Annotated in this window: 22 protein-coding genes; 15 read left to right on the top strand and 7 right to left on the bottom strand. The window is 65.2% G+C overall.

The annotated features are described in order from the left end of the window. Positions 1 to 20 precede the first annotated feature (20 nt). Both Q9316_RS15240 and Q9316_RS15235 read left to right on the top strand, forming a co-directional pair. Positions 21 to 989, top strand: a complete 969-nt coding sequence (locus tag Q9316_RS15240) for a 2-hydroxyacid dehydrogenase (RefSeq protein ID WP_306032422.1) — start codon at positions 21 to 23, stop codon at positions 987 to 989. Between the two features lie 82 nt (positions 990 to 1,071). Further along, entirely contained in the window at positions 1,072 to 1,479 is a 408-nt protein-coding gene (locus Q9316_RS15235; protein ID WP_306032421.1) for a hypothetical protein, read from the top strand. 6 nt (positions 1,480 to 1,485) lie between these two features. On the opposite strand, the gene Q9316_RS15230 is transcribed toward Q9316_RS15235, so the two are convergent. Further along, positions 1,486 to 2,265, bottom strand: a complete 780-nt coding sequence (locus Q9316_RS15230; protein WP_306032420.1) for a gamma-glutamyl-gamma-aminobutyrate hydrolase family protein — start codon at positions 2,263 to 2,265, stop codon at positions 1,486 to 1,488. Positions 2,266 to 2,719: 454 nt separating this feature from the next. On the opposite strand from Q9316_RS15230, the gene Q9316_RS15225 reads away from it, so the two are divergent. From Q9316_RS15225 to Q9316_RS15200, 6 genes are all read left to right on the top strand, one after another. Then, positions 2,720 to 5,029, top strand: coding sequence for a putative bifunctional diguanylate cyclase/phosphodiesterase (locus Q9316_RS15225; RefSeq protein ID WP_306032419.1), 2,310 nt, complete (start codon positions 2,720 to 2,722; stop codon positions 5,027 to 5,029). Positions 5,030 to 5,204: 175 nt separating this feature from the next. Continuing rightward, positions 5,205 to 5,978: an N-acyl amino acid synthase FeeM domain-containing protein gene (locus Q9316_RS15220; RefSeq protein WP_371877922.1), complete on the top strand. Its 774-nt coding sequence runs from the start codon at positions 5,205 to 5,207 to the stop codon at positions 5,976 to 5,978. Positions 5,979 to 6,230: 252 nt separating this feature from the next. Further along, positions 6,231 to 6,455, top strand: a complete 225-nt coding sequence (locus tag Q9316_RS15215) for an aa3-type cytochrome c oxidase subunit IV (protein WP_306032418.1) — start codon at positions 6,231 to 6,233, stop codon at positions 6,453 to 6,455. Positions 6,456 to 6,540: 85 nt separating this feature from the next. Then, entirely contained in the window at positions 6,541 to 7,695 is a 1,155-nt protein-coding gene (locus Q9316_RS15210; protein WP_306032417.1) for a Re/Si-specific NAD(P)(+) transhydrogenase subunit alpha, read from the top strand. Next, complete coding sequence (locus tag Q9316_RS15205; RefSeq protein ID WP_023515780.1) at positions 7,695 to 8,105, top strand: NAD(P) transhydrogenase subunit alpha; 411 nt, start codon at positions 7,695 to 7,697, stop codon at positions 8,103 to 8,105. Before Q9316_RS15210 ends, Q9316_RS15205 begins: the two co-directional genes overlap by 1 nt. Before the next feature lie 10 nt (positions 8,106 to 8,115). After that, positions 8,116 to 9,516, top strand: coding sequence for an NAD(P)(+) transhydrogenase (Re/Si-specific) subunit beta (locus Q9316_RS15200; RefSeq protein ID WP_306032416.1), 1,401 nt, complete (start codon positions 8,116 to 8,118; stop codon positions 9,514 to 9,516). Positions 9,517 to 9,661: 145 nt separating this feature from the next. On the opposite strand, the gene Q9316_RS15195 is transcribed toward Q9316_RS15200, so the two are convergent. Continuing rightward, complete coding sequence (locus tag Q9316_RS15195) at positions 9,662 to 10,225, bottom strand: recombinase family protein (protein ID WP_306032415.1); 564 nt, start codon at positions 10,223 to 10,225, stop codon at positions 9,662 to 9,664. A gap of 198 nt (positions 10,226 to 10,423) precedes the next feature. On the opposite strand from Q9316_RS15195, the gene Q9316_RS15190 reads away from it, so the two are divergent. After that, entirely contained in the window at positions 10,424 to 10,726 is a 303-nt protein-coding gene (locus tag Q9316_RS15190; RefSeq protein ID WP_306032414.1) for a hypothetical protein, read from the top strand. Positions 10,727 to 10,765: 39 nt separating this feature from the next. On the opposite strand, the gene Q9316_RS15185 is transcribed toward Q9316_RS15190, so the two are convergent. Together Q9316_RS15185 and rpsU are read right to left on the bottom strand one after the other, a co-directional pair. Further along, complete coding sequence (locus tag Q9316_RS15185) at positions 10,766 to 11,605, bottom strand: tetratricopeptide repeat protein (protein ID WP_306035324.1); 840 nt, start codon at positions 11,603 to 11,605, stop codon at positions 10,766 to 10,768. A 275-nt stretch (positions 11,606 to 11,880) separates the two neighbouring features. Then, positions 11,881 to 12,108, bottom strand: a complete 228-nt coding sequence (rpsU, locus tag Q9316_RS15180) for a 30S ribosomal protein S21 (protein ID WP_306035323.1) — start codon at positions 12,106 to 12,108, stop codon at positions 11,881 to 11,883. Positions 12,109 to 12,435: 327 nt separating this feature from the next. Between rpsU and Q9316_RS15175 the strand changes: the two genes are divergently transcribed. Genes Q9316_RS15175 through Q9316_RS15155 form a run of 6 tightly spaced genes read left to right on the top strand, consistent with a single transcriptional unit; the run spans position 12,436 to position 17,976 of the window. Continuing rightward, the gene (locus Q9316_RS15175) at positions 12,436 to 13,689 is read left to right on the top strand and encodes a sarcosine oxidase subunit beta family protein (RefSeq protein WP_306032413.1); all 1,254 of its coding nucleotides are present in this window, start codon (positions 12,436 to 12,438) and stop codon (positions 13,687 to 13,689) included. Next, a complete protein-coding gene (locus Q9316_RS25700; RefSeq protein WP_371877921.1) occupies positions 13,689 to 13,940 on the top strand; it encodes a hypothetical protein in 252 nt (83 codons plus the stop codon). The genes Q9316_RS15175 and Q9316_RS25700 overlap by 1 nt, the downstream gene beginning before the upstream one ends. After that, positions 13,937 to 14,086: a hypothetical protein gene (locus Q9316_RS25695; RefSeq protein WP_371877920.1), complete on the top strand. Its 150-nt coding sequence runs from the start codon at positions 13,937 to 13,939 to the stop codon at positions 14,084 to 14,086. Before Q9316_RS25700 ends, Q9316_RS25695 begins: the two co-directional genes overlap by 4 nt. A 14-nt stretch (positions 14,087 to 14,100) precedes the next feature. Next, positions 14,101 to 14,445: a sarcosine oxidase subunit delta gene (locus Q9316_RS15165; RefSeq protein ID WP_306032412.1), complete on the top strand. Its 345-nt coding sequence runs from the start codon at positions 14,101 to 14,103 to the stop codon at positions 14,443 to 14,445. Further along, on the top strand, positions 14,442 to 17,435 hold the full coding sequence (locus Q9316_RS15160; protein WP_306032411.1) for a sarcosine oxidase subunit alpha: 2,994 nt from the start codon (positions 14,442 to 14,444) through the stop codon (positions 17,433 to 17,435). The genes Q9316_RS15165 and Q9316_RS15160 overlap by 4 nt, the downstream gene beginning before the upstream one ends. Next, positions 17,428 to 17,976: a sarcosine oxidase subunit gamma gene (locus tag Q9316_RS15155; protein WP_306032410.1), complete on the top strand. Its 549-nt coding sequence runs from the start codon at positions 17,428 to 17,430 to the stop codon at positions 17,974 to 17,976. Before Q9316_RS15160 ends, Q9316_RS15155 begins: the two co-directional genes overlap by 8 nt. 5 nt (positions 17,977 to 17,981) lie before the next feature. On the opposite strand, the gene Q9316_RS15150 is transcribed toward Q9316_RS15155, so the two are convergent. The 3 genes from Q9316_RS15150 to glgX all read right to left on the bottom strand — a co-directional run bounded on the left by Q9316_RS15150 (position 17,982) and on the right by glgX (position 21,086). Beyond that, positions 17,982 to 18,506 (bottom strand): GNAT family N-acetyltransferase, encoded by a 525-nt coding sequence (locus tag Q9316_RS15150; RefSeq protein WP_306032409.1) that lies wholly within the window; start codon positions 18,504 to 18,506, stop codon positions 17,982 to 17,984. Next, the gene (locus Q9316_RS15145) at positions 18,503 to 18,991 is read right to left on the bottom strand and encodes a MaoC family dehydratase (RefSeq protein ID WP_306032408.1); all 489 of its coding nucleotides are present in this window, start codon (positions 18,989 to 18,991) and stop codon (positions 18,503 to 18,505) included. The genes Q9316_RS15150 and Q9316_RS15145 overlap by 4 nt, the downstream gene beginning before the upstream one ends. Positions 18,992 to 19,112: 121 nt before the next feature. After that, entirely contained in the window at positions 19,113 to 21,086 is a 1,974-nt protein-coding gene (gene glgX / locus Q9316_RS15140; RefSeq protein WP_306032407.1) for a glycogen debranching protein GlgX, read from the bottom strand. Between the last annotated feature and the right edge of the window lies 1 nt (position 21,087).

Raw genomic sequence — 21,087 nt, 5'->3', positions numbered from 1 at the left:
AGGCATAGGAGGTTTTCGCCATGGCGGCCAAGACACGCATTCTCGTGCCCGGCACGATCCGCGAGCGGGTGCTCGACCGCCTGAAGGAGAGCTTCGACGTCCTGCGCATCGACCGGGCCGATCCGTCGCTGCTCGCCCGCTCCGAGGCGGCGAGCATTTCGGGCGTCGCCGTTTCCGGCGCGTTCGGCGCTGCGATGATCGAGCATCTTCCGGCGCTGGAAATCATCGCGAGCTTCGGCGTCGGCTATGACGGCGTCGATGCGGCGGCGGCGGCAGTGCGCGGCGTCACCGTCACCAACACGCCCGACGTGCTGAACGACGAGGTGGCGGACACCACGGTCGGCCTGCTGCTCAACACCGTCAGGCGCTTCCCGCAGGCGGAGGCCTGGCTGCGCGAGGGGCGCTGGAAGCGGGAGGGCGCCTTTCCGCTGACGCCGCTCAGCCTGCGCGGCCGCAGGGCCGGCATCTACGGCCTCGGGCGCATCGGCCTTGCGATCGCCGAGCGCCTGAAGGCGTTCGGGCTCGACATCGCCTATCACACCCGCCGCCCGCGCGAGGGTGTGCCCTATGCCTACTACCCCTCGCTGCCGGAACTCGCCGAGGCGGTCGATATCCTGATCGCCATCGTGCCGAAGACGGCCGAGACGCACAGGACCATCGACGCGGCGGTGCTGCGGGCGCTCGGGCCGAACGGCGTGCTGATCAATGTCGGGCGCGGCTGGACGGTGGACGAGGAGGCGCTGATCGCGGCGCTGCGGGACGGCGTCATCGCCGCCGCCGGCCTCGATGTGTTCTATGACGAGCCGAACGTGCCGCAGGCGCTGATCGACCTGCCGAACGTCTCGCTGCTGCCGCATGTCGCCTCGGCCTCGGTGGTGACGCGCGATGCCATGGCCGATCTCGTGGCGGACAATCTCCTCGCCTGGTTCGGGCAGGGGGCGGCGCTGACGCCGGTGCCGGAAACGCCCTTTACGCGAAAAACCGGGTAGCGGCTGGAAAGCCTTCGTTAACCTTTCGGCAAGTTTGCGGGCGCATGCTTTCCCCATCGAATCGCTGATGAAGGAGAGCCCCATGAAGACACTGACGATCGCCGTTCTGGCCGGTGCGGTGTCGCTTGGCCTGTGGGCCTTTTCCGGTCAGGAGACGCCCGGCGTGGATCCGGTGATCTCGAACTCCATTCCTTCGCGCACGGCCGGACACAGCTATACCGTCTCCAACGTGATGGCGAACACGGCCTGCCTTGCCGAGCGCGGCAGCCCGATCTCCAGCCGCAGCGCGCGCTTCGAGGCGGGGGCGGATTGCGATGCCGTCTGGCCCGGCCTTTCGAAGGCGCGGACCTGGCTCAACAATGGCGACGGCACGGTCGTCGTTGCCGATGCGCAGGGCGAGGCGATCCTCACCGTCGTCGACGGCGACGGCCTCGCCTACGAGGCGGTCGAGCCCGCCGACGCCATGGTCACGATGATTGCCGCCGACTGACGGGGCCTATTCGGCCGCCGTCCGGTGCTGCACGCCTTCCCTGGCCGCCGCATAGTCGCGCACGGCCGCGCCGAAGGCGGCGAAGAGCTTGTTGGAGGGCTGGTCGGAGCCGACCCAGTATTCCGGGTGCCACTGCACGCCGACCGCGAAGGCCTTGGCGCCGATGACGGAGACCGCCTCGACCGTGCCGTCTTCGGCGACGGCTTCCACGGCAAGGCGCGGCGCCATTTCGGAGATCGCCTGCCGGTGCAGCGAATTCACCTGCACGTCGCCGGCGCCGATCACCGCGGCAAGGCAGCTTCCTTCCTTGACGGTCACCTTCTGGCGGATGCCATAGGCGACGTCGAGCACCGGCGTATCCGGCTTGCGGTGATCCCACATGCCGGGCTGGTCCTGGATTTCATTGGCGAGCGTGCCGCCGAGCACGACATTGAGCTCCTGGATGCCGCGGCAGATGGCGAGCAGCGGGATGCCGCGCTCCAGCGCCCGCTCGATGAGCGGCAGGCTGGTCGCGTCGCGCGCCATGTCGTAGGGGCCTTCCGCGTCGGTCGCTTCCTTGCCGTAGAGCGAGGGGTGAACGTTCGTGCGAGAACCGCTGACCAGAAGCCCGTCGACCCGATCGAGGATGCCGTCGAAATCGTTGTCGGCCTCGAGCGCCGGAACCAGGAAGACCGTGACATCGGCGCCCTTGACGGCGGCGCGCACATACTGGTTCGGGGTGGCCTGCCAGACGTTGCCTTCGATCTCCCTGATATCGGCGGGAATGGCGACGACGGGTTTCGACATGATGGGCTCCGGAAAAAGAAATACCAAATGAGGATTTGCTATCAAATCCCGCGCCAGTCAATTCCCCCATTCGGGCGAAATGACGACAAAACGGCAGGTCCACGCGGTATCCGGCGCCCAAAGGGCGCGCGCTCTAGCAAGTTTTAGCAGGGGCTAAAGAGGCAAGCCGTTAACCACGTCGTTGCAAACGGGGATTGCAGCGCAAGATTTCCATCGCCCGTCGCCGCGTAATACTCTGTCGCATGCGAGTCAGGAAGTTGCGTCGCGGACGTATGGGAGGTTGAGTCGTTTCCGGATAAAGCGGTATTCTGCAATATTGGGTTGAATACATCTTCCCTTGGTTGAGGCGGCGTGCAATAATACCCCGACGTCCCCCAGTTATTGGGTAATTTCCCGAAATCATTCATTAAATTTTGGCCGGTAACCCTCAAACGCCATAGGGAGTGCCGAGTCCATGAAGGATAAGGGTGAAAACACACTGCCGGCTGATGTTTACCTCTCGTTCGTCAGCTCGCTGTACGGAAACCGCCAGACCCTTCTCGTGGGCATGATTTCGCATGTCATCACGTTCTCCTTCGTTTACGCCAAGACCTCCGATCCCTTCTACCTCGTCTGGAGCGCGCTCGTCGTGCTCATCTGGGCGCTGCGCGCCGAAGGCATGCGTCACTTCGACCGCGCGGACAAGGACGGCCTCGACATGGCCGGCATCCGCTATTGGGAGAACTGGTACAATCTCGGCGCCGTCGGCACGACGCTCGCGCTGGGCACGGCCTGCTGCTACAGCCTGATCGTCGCCCGCGATGCCTTCGCCGAGATCGCCTGTATCTCCGTGACCTTCGCCACCATGGTTTCCGTCGTCGGCCGAAACTACGGATCGCCGCGGGCGGTCAGCTACATGGTCTTCTGCGCCTGCTTTCCGATCGCGGTCGGCTTCCTCGCCCTGCAGGACTTCTACCACGCCGTGCTCGCCTCGCTTGTCCTGCCATTCGCCATGACGACACGCTCGATGGCGAACGGCGTGCGCACCTTTCTCTACGAGAACGTGCTGGCTGCGCGCGAGCTTGCGACCATCGCCGACCGGTTCGACACGGCGCTCAACAACATGCCGCACGGCCTATTCATGCTGGATGCGGACCACCGCATCCTCGTCGCCAACCGCCGGGCCTGCGAACTCCTGCATCTCGGCAGCCAGGAGCGGCTGAAGGACTGCCATCTCGACGTGGTCCTGCGCTTCGGCGTGCGCAACACTTTCTTCAACGCCGAGCAGAGCCGGACGATCCTGCGCCAGCTCGACGAGCTCCTGAGGGGCGAGCGCTCGCGCGCGCTGGTGCAGGTGACGGACGGGCTGTACCTCGAATTCACCGCCGCGCCCCGCGACAACGGCGGCGCGGTGCTCATTTTCGAGGATGTCACGGCACGCGTGCGGGCGGAAAAGAAGATCCTGCACATGGTGCGCTACGACAGCCTCACCGGCCTGCCGAACCGCACCTATTTCGCCGATCTCGTGCAGGAGGCGCTGGCCGAGCGCAAGAAGCCGGGCACGGTCGGCTTCATGGTTCTCGACGTCGACGACTTCAAGCACGTCAACGACATGAAGGGGCACGTCACGGGCGACCGGCTGCTCTGTGCCATCGCCGAGCGGCTGCGACGATTGACCGGGGACCGGGTGCTTGCCGGCCATCTGATGGGCGACGAGTTCATCCTGTTCTTCCCGAACGAGGCGAACCGGCGCGATCTCGAGGCCCGAATGCGACGCTTCCACGAACAGCTTCGCGGCACCTACGAATTCGAGGGCACGACCCTCTTCGTTTCGTTCAGCGCGGGCTGCGTGACCGTGGCGAGCGACGATTTCCGGCTGGAGGAGATGCAGATCCGCGCCGATCTCGCGCTGTTCGAGACGAAGTCGCGCGCCAAGGGCAGCGTCACCATTTTCGAACAGGAGATGGACGCCCGCTACATGGACCGCCAGAAGCTGAAGGAGGACCTGCGCGAGGCGCTCGCCAACGATGCGCTTTCGGTCGCCTACCAGCCGATGTTCGTTCCCGACGGTTCCAGCATCGAATGCTGCGAGGCGCTGTCGCGCTGGACGCATCCCGAGCGCGGCCCGGTGGCGCCGAACGTGTTCATCCAGATCGCCGAGGAGATCGGCATCGTCTCCGAGATCACGCGCTTCATGATCAACCGCGCCTGCGCCGACTGCGCGACCTGGCCGGCGCATATGGGCGTGTCCGTCAATCTTTCGGTGCAGGACCTGCGTGGCACCGCCATCATCGAGATCGTGTCCGAAGCACTGGAGGCGGCGGGCCTTGCGCCGCGCCGGCTGCATCTCGAAGTCACCGAAAGCTGCCTGATGGAGGAGCCGGTCAAGGTGCAGGCGATCCTGCAGGAGCTTCGCGCCCGCGGCATCACCATCGCCATCGACGATTTCGGCACCGGCTATTCGAGCCTCAGCTATCTCGACCAGCTGCCGCTCGACGTCATCAAGATCGACCGCTCCTTCGTGCGCAATATCGGCGAGGACCCGCGCCGCTTCAAGCTGCTGCGCGGCACGGTGAACCTGTCGCGCGAACTCGGCCTGCGCATCGTCATCGAGGGCGTGGAGACCGAGGAGCAGCTAGCCCTCATCAACAAGTACCATTGCGCCGACCTGGTTCAGGGCTACGTCTTCGCCGCCCCCATGTCGCCCGATGCGCTGCGCGATCGCTACGAAAGCCTCGGCGGCAAGCCGGTCGAACCGCGCCGTCGCGGCCGCCGCGTCGCCTGACGCGCATTCTTTTCCCGGAAGCCATTAATTCCACAATATATATATCATTCTTCAAAATTAGCGTTAACCATATATTAAGGTTAATGAATGGTATTTTACACAAATTGTCCTATATCGGCGATTATCAGAGTCGGCTGCGGGGTGCGGCCGGCTTTCTCAGTCAGGGGTACGGGGCATGGCCATGGTGGAAACGGCGAACAGTCGCTTTTCCGAAAAGCTTTTGGGGCTGCTCGACAAGGTGGAATACCGCCGGGTCGAGACGAGCGAGGACATGGAGGATATCGCCCGCATCCGCTACAAGGCCTACAAGGCCGGCAGCGTGATGCATCTGGCCGAAGACTCGCCGCTCCTCATCGACGAGGCCGATTTCGACAGCCATGCCTATGTCTTCGGCGTCTACCATGAGGAACGGTTGATCTCGACGGTGCGCCTGCATCATGTGACGCCGGAGCATCGCGTCACCTCGTCCGGCAAGGTATTTCCCGACGAGATCAAGGCCTTCCTCGATGCGGGCATGTCGCTGATCGACCCCGTGCGGCTGGCGGCCGACCCGGAAATCTGGAGCGAGATGCCGGCGATCCCGTATCTCACGCTGCGCCTTGCCACGATGGCGGCGGACTATTTCGATGCCGACCGCGTGCTCCAGATGGTCAAGCCGGCGCACGCGGCCTTCTACCGGCGCGTTTTCGACGGCGATTTCGTCGCCTCGCCGAAGAGCAACCAGGGCAAGTTCATCATCGATCTGATGCTGATGGCGACGCGCTGCAAGGACATCCGCTCGTCGCTCTACAAGCGCTTCCCGTTCTTCCAGTCCGAAGCCTTCGAGCGGCGCATGCTGTTTGCGCGCGGCGAGGACATGCCGTTCAGCCCGCTGACCGTGCGCCCCACGGCGCGGCTCGCCCATGCCCATAACCGCATCCAGCTTTCGGGCGGCGCCTACGCCGGGTGAGGCTTGCGTTCTGATGTCGCATCACGGGCCGGTTTCGCAGGAAACCGGCCCGTTCTGTTTCGGAAACGATACAGGCGGAAAAGCACATCCCGGCTTGCCGTTGCGCTTTGCCAATCCTTTGTGTATGGCCAGAAAGACGCGCGCTTTCGCGCTTGAGGGAATCGCCGGACCGTTCAGGGTCCGGCCTTGTTTAGGCGCTCATCGGGTGGAGCTTTCCGGCTGGCGGGTGCGGCTGCTTAGGAGAAGGTGACTATGGCTGAACATCATAACGGACCGGTCGAACTCGGCGCGCCGATGGATTATCCCGAGCACGAGAAGACCTACGACTTCTTCATCGCTGCCACCAAGTACGGCACGCTGTTCTGCGTGGCGCTGCTGATCGCCATGGCTGCCGGCTTCTTCACCAGCGCCGGTTTCTTCAGCGGCCTTCTGCTGCTCATCATTCTCAACGTCGTCGGCTACTTCCTGCTGCGTTGATCTAAAAGGACCGCACCTGCGGTTCGCCGCGGCGCCATCCGGCGTCGCGCTTCAACACGGCCAGTCTCGGGGGGAGGACCACGGTTTGAGTCAGTGTATTTTTGTGGCACGGGAGAGCGATCCGGCAGAAGGCCGCGTCGCAGGGTCCGTCGAAACGATCAAGAAAATGAAGAGCCTGGGGCTCGACGTGCTGGTGGAAGCCGGCGCCGGTCTCAGATCGCGCATCCTCGATGCCGACTACGAGGCCGCCGGCGCCCGCATCGTCGGGCCGGAAGAGGCGAAGTCGGGCGATGTCATCCTGAAGGTGCGCCGGCCGACCTCGGCCGAGATCGCCGGCTACAAGTCCGGCGCCATCGTCATCGCCACGATGGATCCCTACGGCAACGAAGCCGCCATCGCCGAGATGGCGCAGGCCGGCCTCACCACCTTCGCCATGGAACTGATGCCGCGCATCACGCGCGCCCAGTCGATGGACATCCTGTCCTCGCAGGCGAACCTTGCCGGTTACCAGGCGGTCATCGACGCCGCCCATGAATTCGACCGCGCCATGCCGATGATGATGACCGCCGCCGGCACCGTTCCGGCCGCCAAGGTCTTCGTGATGGGCGCCGGCGTCGCTGGCCTCCAGGCCATTGCCACGGCCCGCCGCCTCGGCGCCGCCGTCTCCGCGACGGACGTACGCCCGGCCGCCAAGGAGCAGGTCGCCTCGCTCGGCGCCAAGTTCATCGCCGTCGAGGACGACGAGTTCAAGGCCGCCGAAACCGCCGGCGGCTACGCGAAGGAAATGTCCAAAGAATATCAGGCGAAGCAGGCGGCGCTGGTCGCCGATCATATCGCCAAGCAGGACATCGTCATCACCACCGCGCTGATCCCCGGCCGTCCCGCGCCGCGTCTCGTGACGCGCCAGATGCTGGCCGCCATGCGCACCGGCTCGGTCGTCGTTGATCTCGCGGTGGAGCGCGGCGGCAATATCGAGGGCTCGGAACCCGGCAAGGTCGCCGAGGTCGAGGGCGTGAAGGTCATCGGCTATCTCAACGTGCCGGGCCGCATCGCGGCGTCCGCCTCCGCGCTTTACGCCAAGAACCTCATCACCTTCCTCGAGACCATGGTCGACAAGGAAACGAAATCGGTTTCGGTCAATGTCGAGGACGAACTCGTCAAGGCGACGATGCTGACCAACGGCGGTACCGTGGTGCATCCGAACTTCGGCGGTGCCGTTCAGCAAGGGGAGGGCAAGTGATGGCGAACGAACTTCTGGACAAGGCGATCACCGATCTCGAACGCGCCGTGGAGGCCGTTCGCGCCGCTTCCGAATATGTGCCGGACGCCGCGGCTGCCGCGGCGCACGGCGTTTCCGGCGGGGCGATCGACCCCTTCGTCTTCCGCCTTGCGATCTTCGTGCTGTCGATCTTCGTCGGCTACTATGTCGTCTGGTCGGTGACGCCGGCGCTGCACACGCCGCTGATGGCCGTCACCAACGCGATCTCCTCGGTCATCGTCGTCGGCGCGCTGCTCGCCGTCGGCATCTCGCTCTCGGGTGTCGCGACCGGCTTCGGTTTCGTCGCGCTCATCCTCGCCTCCGTCAACATCTTCGGCGGCTTCCTCGTCACCCAGCGCATGCTGGCGATGTACAAGAAAAAAGAGAAGTGAGGCCGGCCCGATGAACGCAAACTTCGCAGCCTTCCTCTACCTCGTCTCCGGGGTCCTCTTCATCATGGCGCTGCGCGGCCTGTCGCATCCGACGACCAGCCGCCGCGGCAACATGCTCGGCATGATCGGCATGGGCATCGCCATCGGCACGACGCTGCTGCTCGCGACGCCCTCCTTCGGCGGTCTCGTGCTCATCGTGCTCGGCCTTGCCATCGGCGGCGGCGCGGGGGCCTATATCGCCCGCTCGATCCCGATGACCTCGATGCCGCAGCTCGTCGCCGGCTTCCACTCGCTGGTCGGCCTTGCCGCCGTGCTGGTGGCGGCGGCAGCGCTCTATTCGCCTGTTTCCTTCGGCATCGGTCAGGTCGGCGAGATCCACGGCCAGGCGCTGGTCGAAATGGCGCTCGGCGCGGCCATCGGCGCGATCACCTTCACTGGCTCGATCATCGCCTTCCTCAAGCTCGACGGGCGCATGTCCGGCAAGCCGATCATGCTGCCCTACCGGCATGTCATCAACATCGTGCTGCTCGCCGCGATCGTCTTCTTCATCGTCGGCCTGACGCTGTCGGAAAGCCATTTCGACTTCTGGCTGATCGTCATCCTGGCGCTGGCGCTCGGCGTGCTGCTCATCGTGCCGATCGGCGGGGCCGACATGCCCGTCGTCGTGTCGATGCTCAACTCCTATTCGGGTTGGGCGGCGGCCGGCATCGGCTTCACGCTGGGCAACCTCGCGCTGATCATCACCGGCGCGCTGGTCGGCTCCTCGGGCGCGATCCTGTCCTACATCATGTGCAAGGGCATGAACCGCTCGTTCGTCTCGGTCATCCTCGGCGGCTTCGGCGGCGACAGCGGCGCTGCGGCGGGCGACGATGGCGTGCAGCGCACGGTCAAGCAGGGCTCGGCCGACGACGCGGCCTTCCTGATGTCGAATGCCTCCAAGGTCATCATCGTGCCGGGCTACGGCATGGCGGTGGCGCAGGCGCAGCATGCGGTGCGCGAGCTCGCCGATGCGCTGAAGAAGAACGGCGTCGAAGTGAAATACGCGATCCACCCGGTCGCCGGCCGCATGCCGGGCCATATGAACGTGCTGCTCGCCGAAGCGAACGTGCCCTATGACGAAGTGTTCGAGCTCGAGGACATCAACTCGGAATTCGCCCAGGCGGACGTCGCCTATGTCATCGGCGCCAACGACGTGACGAACCCGGCGGCGCGCGACGACAAGTCCTCGCCGATCTACGGCATGCCGATCCTCGACGTCGACAAGGCCAAGACCTGCCTCTTCGTCAAGCGCTCGCTCGGCTCCGGCTATGCCGGCATCGACAACACGCTGTTCTACAAGGACGGCACGATGATGCTGCTCGGCGACGCCAAGAAGATGACCGACGACATCGTCAAGGCGATGAACCACTGAGCAAGACCCCTCCCCAACCCCTCCCCACAAGGGGGAGGGACTTAACGTGTAGCACCCTCGGCGTAAGATTGGGAAATGAAGAGCAAGCATCTTGCGTTCTCCCCCCTTGTGGGGGAGATGCCGGCAGGCGGAGAGGGCCTTCACGTCACCGACAAGACTCCCCCCGCCGCAGGGCGCGCGTCATCGTCCAGGGGGCGACGCCGAAGGTGCGGGCGAGGGCGGTGATGGTTTCGCCGCGGCTGAGGCGTTCGCGGGCGAGGCGGAGCTGGTGGTCGTCGAGCTTGGGCGGGCGGCCGAGGCGCGAGCCGCGCCGGCGGGCGGCTAGCAGGCCCTCGCGGGTGCGCTGGGAAAGGGTGAGCCGCTCGAATTCCGCGAGGCCGCCCATGACCGTGTAGAGGAAGCGGCCGGTCGGCGTCGTGGTATCGATGCTGAGCTTGGCGATGTGGAAGTGGATGCCGCGCTGCTGGAGCGCGTCCAGCTCGCCGAGCGCATCCTTCGCCGAGCGGTAGGCCCGGTCCAGATCCCATATGACGAAGATGTCGCCCGCCCGCAGGGCGGCGGTGACCGCCTCGTAGACCGGACGGCGGCGGCTGACCGCCGAAAGCGTCTCGACGTGTAGCTCATCGCACAGATCCCTGAGCCCGTCGACCTGACGATCGGGATTCTGGTCGACAGTGCTGACTCTCAGATAACCGATTTTCCTCGCCATGTGCCGCCTTCCGTTCATCGTTGCTTTCTTCAACATAAACGAACGTTTTTGAGCGGGGATATTTTTTAGCTATTTTTCTTGGAAGCTTGGGAGGAGTGGCTAGGACTACGAGTAGAAATCAAGTCTGCGCCAACGTCGAGGAACATTCAACAAAAACGTTCCTTATCGTTGCCTTCAATGAAAACAGCAGAACTGAAAATGGAGCTTTTTATCCTCCTCGTCGCGGTACTGCCGCTTGCTACACTTGTCCTGCATTATGTGTACAAGCGTAATCCCGACAGGGTGCGGATCGTCGAGACCGCCACGACGGGGCCGATTTATGTCGATGCGTTGCTGGAGAACGAGGGCGGGCAGGGGCTGGTGAGCGTGTGGCTGGAGCAGGGCGGCCTGACGCTGTGCCGGACGGTGACCTATCTCGACCGGCGGGAATCCCGGCGGGTGACCATAGCGTGCCCCGGCCTGACGCAGGACCCGTTCAAGGTACATGCGCAGGCGCAATAGCGCCTGCGGCTCAGGCCGGGATGCCGATCAGGCCGGTGGTCAGGCCGGCTTGGCGGCGTTGCCGGCGCCGCGGGTGCGGGCGAGGCCCGACTTTGCCGGCGCGTAGTTCGGGTCGAGGCGCAGGGCCTGCGAATAGGACCTTGCCGCGCGGGCATTGTCGCCGCGGCGCTCGTAGATCAGCGCCTGGTTCGCCCAGGATTCGGCCAGCTTGCCGTCGAGGTTGATCGCCGTGTTGAAGTCCTGGAACGCGTTGTCGTCGTCGCCCTGCGCGGCATAGGAGATGCCGCGGCCGTTATAGGGCTCGGCCGAGTTCGGCGAGAGCGAGATGGCCTTCGAGAAGTCGTCGATCGCCTTGTCGTGCTGGCGGCGCGCCTGGTAGATCAGGCCGCGGTTGTGATAGGCGCGCGGATCGGTCGTATCGAGCTCGATGGCGCGGTTGAAGTCGCGGAACGCGTCGTCGAGGCGGCCGGCCTGGCGATAGAGATTGCCGCGGCCGATATAGGCGACGTCATAGTTGGGGCTGAGCTGCAGCGCCGTGTTGTAGTCGGCCGCCGCCTGCGCCTGATCGCCGAGGCTGCGCTGCACGAGCGCGCGGTTGGCATAGGCCTGGTAGAAGCGCGGGTTGAGCTCGATGGCGCGGTTGAAGTCCTCCAGCGCGCGGCGATGCTCGCCGGCGCGGCCATAGGCCGAACCACGGACGTTGTAGCCTTCCGGATCCTGCGGATTGGCGGCGATCACGGCGGAGAGCGACGAGATGTTCTCCTGCGAGCCCTGCGCGCGCTCGACCTTCAGGACGTCCGTCGAGGTGGTCGACTGGCAGCCGGCAAGCATGAGGGCCATCGCGGTCGCGGCAGCCGCGGCCATCAAGGGGCGGCGCATGCGGGCGGACGAGGGAGAAAGACGATCGGTCGGGTACCCGGTAGATGCAGCCATGTCCAAGTGCGAATCCTCAAAACGGAGCTTCGTGCGCGCCTCATGCGCGAAGAATACGCTACGGCTCACCACAATTCCGGCAAGGTGCGTAGCGATCGACCCGGAATTGCATGGGAAGTCTTTCACAAGCGTGAAAATCTTCCGGTCATGTCAAAAAAGGCGGCGGCGAATTCATCGCCCCCGCCCGGTCTTGCATCCGAAAACGTCGAAATGACGGCCGATTAACGGGCGCCAGGACGGCCGCCGACGAGGCCTTCGCGCTGGGCGCGCTTGCGGGCCAGCTTGCGAACGCGACGAACGGCTTCGGCCTTTTCACGCGCACGCTTCTGCGACGGCTTTTCGTAATAGTCGCGCATCTTCATTTCACGGAAAATGCCTTCGCGCTGCATCTTCTTCTTGAGAGCGCGGAGAGCCTGATCAACGTTGTTGTCGCGGACAAGTACCTGCACGAGAATCCCGTTCCTTTGTTCGTTGTTACCCGGCGATTCCTTGAGGTCGTCAGGCAAATAAGTGACGTTCGCGCAGCCCGGAAGGCTGACGATTGGGCGTCGGATACCAGAACACTTGGAAGAAGTCCAGTCTCCTGCGCCTGATGTCGGGGATATTTGCGTGGAAGGGGTGCAAAACCGTCGAGAAAGCCCCATTGGGGGTCATGTCGCATGTGGTACAAGGTGCGCCTGAATGCGTCGCAAAGAATACGGCGCGCGGCGTCAGGATTTGCTTTCTATCGGGGCAGGAAACAGCCGGCGGGGCCGGCGAGACATCGAGGATACGGGATGCGCAAATATTCGGCTTTTGCCGTCGCCCGCGAGGCGATGCGCGGCCACAAGGGATGGGAGGCACAGTGGACCTCGCCCGAGCCGCGCAAGGAATACGACGTGATCATCGTCGGCGGCGGCGGCCACGGCCTCGGCGCGGCCTACTACCTCGCCAAGGAGCACGGCATCACCAATGTCGCCGTGATCGAGAAGGGCTGGCTCGGCGGCGGCAATACCGGCCGCAACACGACCATCATCCGCTCGAACTATCTCTATGACGAGAGCATGGACATATACGAGCACTCGCTGAAGCTCTGGGAGAACCTCAGCCAGGACCTCAACTACAATGTCATGTACTCGCCGCGCGGCGTGATGATGCTGTCGCACAATGTGCACGACAAGCAGTCTTTCCAGCGGCACGTCCACGCCAACCGTCTCTACGGTATCGACAACGAGTGGCTGACACCGCAGCAGGCGAAGGATTTCGTGCCGGTCCTCGACATCTCTGCGACGGCCCGCTATCCGATCAACGGCGCGGCCCTGCAGCGCCGCGGCGGCACCGCCCGCCACGATGCCGTCGCCTGGGGCTACGCCCGCGCGGCTTCCGATCGCGGCGTGCATGTCATCCAGAACTGCGAGGTCAAGGGCATCCGCCGCGGGCCTGACGGCGCGGTGACGGGTGTCGAGACGTCGAAGGGCTTCATCGGGGCAAAGAAGATCGCCGTGTCGGCTTCGGGCCACAACTCGGTCATCCTCTCGATGGCCGACGTCAAGCTGCCGCTGCATTCCGTGCCGCTCCAGGCGCTGGTCTCCGAGCCGATGAAGCCGATCTTCCCCTGCGTCGTCATGTCCAACTCGGTGCATGCCTATATCTCGCAGTCGGACAAGGGCGAACTCGTCATCGGCGCGGGTACGGACCAGTACAATTCGTACTCCCAGACGGGCGGCCTGCAGATCATCACGCATACGCTCGACGCCATCTGCGAGCTCTTCCCGATGTTCCGCCGCGTCAAGATGATGCGCCAGTGGGGCGGCATCACCGACAACACGCCGGACCGTTCGGCGATCCAGGGCGTGACGCCGGTCAAGAACCTCTTCGTCAACTGCGGCTGGGGCACCGGCGGCTTCAAGGCGACGCCGGGTTCGGCCCATCTCTTCGCCCATCTCATCGCGAAGGGCGAGCCGCACAAGCTGGCGGCCGGCCTGACGCTCGACCGCTTCCGCACTGGCCGCCTCATCGACGAGGCGGCAGCGGCGGCGGTGGCACACTGATGAATGGCGCGCTCGTCGCCGGATTGCTGATGACGGCCGGCGCCCTGCCGGTCGGCGATGTCTTCCCCGAACCGGATGACTTTCGCTTTCAGACAATCCGCAAGGCGGCGAGCGAGAAGAATTGGCCTTTCATCGCCGAGAGCGGGATGCTGGGATGTGCGAAAGTGCTCGGGGAACCCGCGGTCTATTTTGTCCCGGACGAAAAGGACCTGACCCGCGCCTTCCACATCGACGCAACCTCTTTGCGATGAGCATCATCAATATTGGCGTGCCAGACGTGCTGGCTCCCTACGACGATACCGCGCAGCTGCTTCATCGGCTCGTGCCCTTCGTCACCATGGGCCAGAGACTTTGCGACCAGGAACCGGGCACGCTTGTGACGGGTCCAGAGCTTTAAACAGGTAGGATAAAATGCTGCTGATCTACTGCCCCTACTGCGAGGAAGAGCGCTCCGAGCTCGAATTCCGCCATGGCGGCGACGCGCACATCGCCCGGCCGACCAACATCGCCGACATCACCGACGAGGAGTTCCAGGACTATTTCTTCCTGCGTGACAACCCGAAGGGCCTGATCTTCGAACGCTGGCGCCATATCCACGGCTGCGGGCGCTTCTTCAACGCGGCGCGCGACACGGTGAGCGACCGGTTCTACATGAGCTACAAGGCCGGCGAGCCGAAACCCGATCTGCCGGGCGTCGCCCCCGCCACCGAAAAGACCGTCGAAACCTATGAAGCCGTAGAAGGAATCGCGAAATGAGCGGTGCCAATCGCATTGCCGGCCAGGGCCGCCTGACGCCCGCCAGGACGGCGCGTTTCACCTTCGACGGAAAGACCTTCGACGCGCTTGAGGGCGATACCGTCGCCTCGGCGCTGCTCGCCAACGGCGTGCACCTCGTCGGCCGGTCGTTCAAGTACCATCGCCCGCGCGGTATCCTTTCGGCCGGGCCGGAAGAGCCGAACGCGCTGATCGACGTGTCGCGCGACGCCGCACGCCGCCAGCCGAATGTGCGCGCGCCGGTGCAGGAAGTCTTCGACGGCATGAAGGTGGAATCGCAGAACCGCTGGCCCTCGCTCGCCTTCGATGTCGGCGGCGTCAACAACCTCCTGTCGCCGTTCTTCGCCGCCGGCTTCTACTACAAGACCTTCATGTGGCCGAAGGCGGCTTGGGAAAAGCTCTACGAGCCCTTCATCCGTAAAGCCGCCGGCCTCGGCGTCGCGCCGACGGAGGAGGATCCTGACCACTACGCCAACCGCTACGCCTATTGCGACGTGCTGGTGGCCGGTGCCGGCGTCGCCGGCCTGTCCGCGGCGCTCGCCGCCGCCGAGGCGGGTGCACGCGTCATCCTCGTCGACGAGCAGCCGGAAGTCGGCGGTGCGCTGCATTACGACACGTCCGTCACCATCGACGGGAAAAACGGCTACGACTGGGCGCAGGCGACCGCCGCGAAGCTGAAGGCGATGGAGAACGTCACCGTTCTCACCCGCACCACGGCGTTCGGCTACTACAACCACAATTTCGTCGGCCTCGTGGAGCGCGTGACGGACCATCTCGCGCGCCCCGACAGGAAGCTGCCGCGCGAGCGGCTGTGGCAGGTGCGCGCCAAGCGCGTCGTGCTCGCCACCGGCTCCATCGAGCGGCACATGGTGTTCGCCAACAACGATCGGCCGGGCATCATGCTGGCGTCGGCGGCGCGTACCTATCTCAACCATTTCGGCGTCGCCGTCGGCCGCAAGGTCGGCGTCTACACGGCGAGCGACTCGGCCTATGAAGCGGCCTTCGACCTGAAGCGCGCGGGCGTCGCCATCGCCGCCATCGTCGATGTACGCGAAAAGCCCGGCGAGGCCGTCCTTGCCGAGGCCCGCAAGCTCGGCATCGAGGTGCTGGCGGGCCATTCGGTGGTCGACACCAAGGGCAAGCTGCGCGTCTCCTCCATGTCGGTCGCCCGCAACGGCGGCGGCTCGGCGCGCTCGATCCCGGTCGATGCGCTCTTGATGTCCGCCGGCTGGACGCCCTCCGTCCACCTCTTCTCGCAGTCGCGCGGCAAGGTGGCCTATGACGCCGCCTCCGGCCGTTTCCTGCCGGGCACCTATGCGCAGGATTGCCTTTCCGTCGGCTCGTGCAACGGCACGGACGGTCTGCAGGCGACGATCGAGGAGGCGCTGGCGGCCGGCGAGCTGATGGCCCGCGCCACCGGCAACGAGGGCGGCGGCAAGGTCGAGCTTCGCGGCGAGAACGCCTTCGAATGGACCGGCGGCATGGCCGGGGCCGGCGAAGGCGCTGGTGTCGACACGACCGTCAAGGCTTTCGTCGACTTCCAGAACGACGTCTGCGCCAAGGATATCCGCCTTGCGGTGCGCGAGGGCATGCACTCGATCGAGCACATCAAGCGCTTCACCACCAACGGCATGGCGACGGACCAGGGCAAGCTCTCCAACATCCACGGCCTTGCCATCGCCTCGGAAGTGCTGAACCGCGAGATCCCGAAGATCGGCCTCACCACGTTCCGCGCGCCCTATACGCCCGTCACCTTCGGCGCGCTGATCAGCCATTCGCGTGGCGATCTGTTCGACCCGGCGCGCAAGACGCCGATCCATGCCTGGGAGGAGGCGCACGGCGCCGTCTTCGAGGATGTCGGCAACTGGAAGCGCGCCTGGTACTATCCGCGCTCGGGCGAGACCATGCATGACGCGGTCAACCGCGAGTGCCGCACGGTGCGCAACGCCGCCGGCCTGTTCGATGCCTCGACGCTCGGCAAGATCGAGGTCGTCGGCCCGGATGCCGGCGAGTTCATGAACCTCATGTACACCAACGCGTGGGACACGTTGAAGCCCGGCCGTTGCCGCTACGGCATCATGCTGCGCGAGGACGGCTTCGTCTATGACGACGGCGTCGTCGGGCGCCTTGCGGAAGACCGCTTCCATGTCACCACCACGACGGGCGGCGCGCCGCGCGTCATGCACCACATGGAAGACTATCTCCAGACGGAGTTCCCGCATCTCAAGGTCTGGCTGACCTCGACCACCGAGCAATGGGCTGTGATCGCCGTGCAGGGTCCGAAGGCGCGCGAAATCCTCGAGCCGCTGGTCGAGGGCATCGACATCTCCAACGAGGCCTTCCCGCATATGAGCGTGCGCGAAGGAAAAATCTGCGGCGTGCCGACCCGGCTCTTCCGCATGTCCTTCACCGGTGAAGCGGGCTACGAAGTCAACGTTCCCGCCGATTACGGCCAGGCCGTCTGGGAAGCCATCTGGGCGCGGGCCGAGCCGCTCGGCGCCTGCGCCTACGGCACGGAGACCATGCACGTCCTGCGCGCCGAGAAGGGCTACATCATCGTCGGCCAGGATACGGACGGCACGGTCACGCCGCACGACGCCAGCCTCAGCTGGGCCGTCTCCAAGAAGAAGGCGGACTTCGTCGGCATCCGCGGCCTCAAGCGCCCGGACCTCGTCAAGGAGGGCCGCAAGCAGCTTGTCGGCCTCCTGACCAAGGACCCGAATGTGGTTCTGGAGGAGGGCGCGCAGATCGTCGCCGATCCGAACGAGCCGAAGCCGATGAAAATGCTCGGCCATGTGACCTCGTCCTACTGGTCGGAAAATTGCGGCCGGTCGATCGCCATGGCGCTCGTTGCCGGCGGACAGGCACGCATGGGCCAGACGCTCTACGTTCCGATGCCCGACCGCACCATCGCGGTTGAGGTCAGCGACATGGTCTTCATCGATAAGGAAGGAGGACGCCTCAATGGCTGATCAAGCTCTTCGCAAGGCGCCGCTTGCCGGCCGTCACGGCGGCTCCGCCGGCGCGCGCGTCACGCCCGCCGCTCCCGCAACCCGCCTGTCGCTGCGCGCCGGCACGGATGCGCTCGACGCCCTGTCGTCGGCCTTCGGCCTGACGCTGCCGACGCGTCCGAAGACCTCGGCTTCCGCGAATGGCCGCCATGCGCTCTGGCTCGGCCCGGACGAGTGGCTGCTGATCGACGAGAACGGCGCGGACCTGATGGCCGCCGCTGCGAATGCGGGCGTGCTGCATTCGGCGACGGACGTCTCCCACCGCAATACCGCCGTCCTCGTTTCCGGCCCGAACGCGGCAGAGGCGATTGCCGCCGCCTGCCCGCTCGATCTCGGCAAGACGGCCTTCCCGGTGGGGGCTGCGGCGCGCACGGTGCTCGGCAAGATCGAGATCGTGTTGCTGCGCACCGGCAAGGAGGACTACCGCGTCGAGTGCTGGCGCTCGTTCTCGCCCTATGCCTTCGGCATGCTCGCCGAGGGCGCGGAAGACGCCGGGCTCTGAGCCGATCAGAGAAAACGGTAGAAAAACAGGGCTGTCTCCCGCGTGCCGGGGGACAGCCCTTCGTACAGGTGCCTGTCATGGCCGCCGAGCGTAAAATCCTGGCGCAGGTAGAAGCGGCAGGCCGCGATATTGTTGCTCTGGGTCTCGAGCCGGAGGCCGGGCAGGCCCTTTTCCCTCGTCCAGTCGACGGCGCGCTGCATCAGGCGCTGCGCGGCGCCGGTGCCGCGCCATTGCGCATCGACGGCGAGATCGTCGACGAAGGCGAAATTGTTCCAGCCGGCCGAGAGCGCGATATAGCCGACGGGCGCCTCGTCGCCGATGACGACGAAAAGCGCCTTGTCGTCCATCGCCACATAGGTTTCCAGTTCCGCGGGGTCGAAGCCGTAGTTCTTGGGGTAGGGCTCGACCGGCCGGGCATGGGCCAGCCAGTCGCCCTCGAAAGGCGGCATAGCCTCGCGGGTAACCAGGAAGGAGAAGTCGCAGGCGCCGAGCGCCGGCAGATCCTCGTGCCGGGCGGAGCGGATCTTCACACGTTCTCCGGCCGGTCCTTCGGATCGAACTGGATGATGGTGATCCAGTCGGCCGTCAGCGCCGGCTTGCGCTCGTCCTCGATCTCGACCGTCACGTCATAGCGGATCGTCACCATGCCGGCGCCGCGGAAACGGGCTTCGGCGAGCTTGAAGCGGCCACGCACCTGAGCGCCGCTCTTCACCGGCGTCATGAACCGGATTTTCTCAAAACCGTAATTGATGCCCATCGTCTGCTCGATGATGTGCGGCAGGCAATCGTAGTTCATCGCCGAGAGCAGCGAGAGGGTGAGGAAGCCGTGGGCGATGGTGCCGCCGAACGGCGTTTCGGCGGCGGCCCGCACCGGATCGGTGTGGATGAACTGATGGTCCTCCGTCGCATCGGCAAAACGGTCGATCATCGTCTGGTCGACGGTGAACCAGCGCGAAAGGCCGATCTCCGTTCCGACGAGGGGGGGAATGTCTTTCAAATGGATGGTGGCTGGCATCTGGCCTTCTCGCCGTTCGTATCGGGATCTATCTCTTTGTCTTCCGCATTTGCGAGCGAAAACCGGTATCCGCTTTTGCTGGAAGTGCTTTAGAGAGACGGTTTGTCCGGGCAATGGAAATTCAGTATTTTTCGACAAAAATTTCGACGGTGCGCGCGTGAAGCATGCCGGTCGCCGGATGGTTGACGGTGAGCAGGCTCACCCAGTCTCGTCCATCCGGCAGGGGCAAGGCAAGGGCCTGTTCGCCATGCGTGCGGTTGATGGCGATCGCGAGGCGGACGATGCGCCGCTGCTCGAGATCCGGCGTCTTCAGGAGGACGAGCAAGGTGCCGGCAAAGGGAGCCTCCCAGTCCGCGACGGTCATCGGGCTGCCGGCGAGCGTCAGCCATTCGACATCGCCGGTGCCGCTGAGGAAGATCGTCTCGCCGAGCGCCGGAAAGCGCTTGCGGATGGCCGACAGCATGGCGGTGTGCTCGATCAGGCCTTCGTCCAGCCGGTCCCAGTGCAGCCAGGTGATGGCATTGTCCTGGCAATAGGCGTTGTTGTTGCCGCCCTGGCTGCGCCCGCCCTCGTCGCCGGCCGTCAGCATCACGGTGCCGCGTGACAGGAACAGGCTGGAGAGCAGCGCCTTCACGTCCGCCCGGCGGGCCGAGAGCACGGCGCCGTCGGTGGTCGCGCCTTCCGCGCCGTTGTTCCAGGAATGGTTCTCGTTGTGGCCGTCGCGGTTGTCCTCGCCGTTCGCCGCATTGTGCTTCATCGTGTGCGAGACGAGGTCCATCAGCGTGAAGCCGTCATGGGCGGCGAGGAAATTGACCGTGCGGGTGCGCTCGCCGCCGTTGCGCGAGAAGATGTCTGAGGAGCCGGCAAAGGCGGTGACGAAGCCGCCGAGCCTGTGGCTGTCGCCGCGCCAGAACATGCGGGCGTCGTCGCGGTAGCGGTCGTTCCATTCGAGGAAGGGGGCGGGGAAATTGCCGAGCTGGTAGCCGCCGGGGCCGATATCCCAGGGTTCGGCGATCAGCACGCGATCCCGGAGCAAGGAATCCTCGCAGATATCGGAGAGCAGCGCGGCATGGGCGGAGAAACCGTTCGCCTCGCGGCCGAGAATGGTGGCGAGGTCGAAGCGGAAGCCATCGACACCGGCATGGCGCACGAAATGGCGCAGGCTGTCGAGCACGAGCTGGCGCACGACCGGATGCTCGCCGGCAATGGTGTTGCCGCAGCCGGTATCGTTGATCAGCTCACCTGGCCTGTCGGGCACATGGCGATAATAGGTGAGATTGTCGAGGCCGCGCATGGAGAGCGTCGCGCCGTGGCGGTCGCTCTCGCCGGAATGGTTGAAGACGAGGTCGAGGATGGTGCCGATGCCTTCCGCACGCAGGGCCGCCACCGTGTCCGCAAGCTCCTTCATGCCGCCGGGCACGAGGCGCGGATCGAGCGCCATCAGGGCGATGGGGTTGTAGCCCCAGCTGTTGGAAAGGCCGAGCGGCGGCAGGTGACGCTCGTCGATCCAGGCGGTGATCGGCATCAGCTCGACGGCATCGACGCCGAGGCGCTTCAGATGGGCGAGCACGGCGGGATGGGCGAGCGCGCCGACCGTGCCGCGCATCGCTTCCGGCACGTCCGGATGCAGCATGGTGAAGCCGCGCACGGCGATCTCGTAGATGAAGCCGCCGGGCCGGAAGAGAGGCGGCTTCACCGTCACCGGCCGATCGCGGGTGACGATGGCCTTCGGCACGATATCCGCCGTTTCCGCGCCGAAGACGGTGAGCCGTCCGTCATGCACGAAGCGGCGGTCGAGTTCCCGGGCATAGGGATCGACCAGCAGCTTTGCCGGATCGAACCAGAGGCCGTGGTCGGGCGAATAGACGCCGTCCGCGCGAAAACCGTAGCGCGTGCCGGCCGCCGCGCCCTCGACGAAGACGCGGTGGAAGCCGTTCTCGTCCCGCCCCATGGTGAGGCGGGCGAGTTCCCTGTCGCCCTCGTCGTCGAACAGGCAGAGCTCGACGCGGGAAGCATCGTGCGAATAGACCGCGAATTCCACCCCGTCCCCGGAGAGCGTGGCGCCCGGCGCGAAGGATGGGGCGGTGATGCTCATC

The sequence above is a fragment of the Shinella zoogloeoides genome (genome assembly GCF_030733845.1).
Classification (GTDB): Bacteria; Pseudomonadota; Alphaproteobacteria; order Rhizobiales; family Rhizobiaceae; genus Shinella; species Shinella zoogloeoides_C.
The sequence above is the reverse complement of the archived record's forward strand: the minus strand, read 5'-3'. Positions and strand labels throughout refer to the sequence as shown.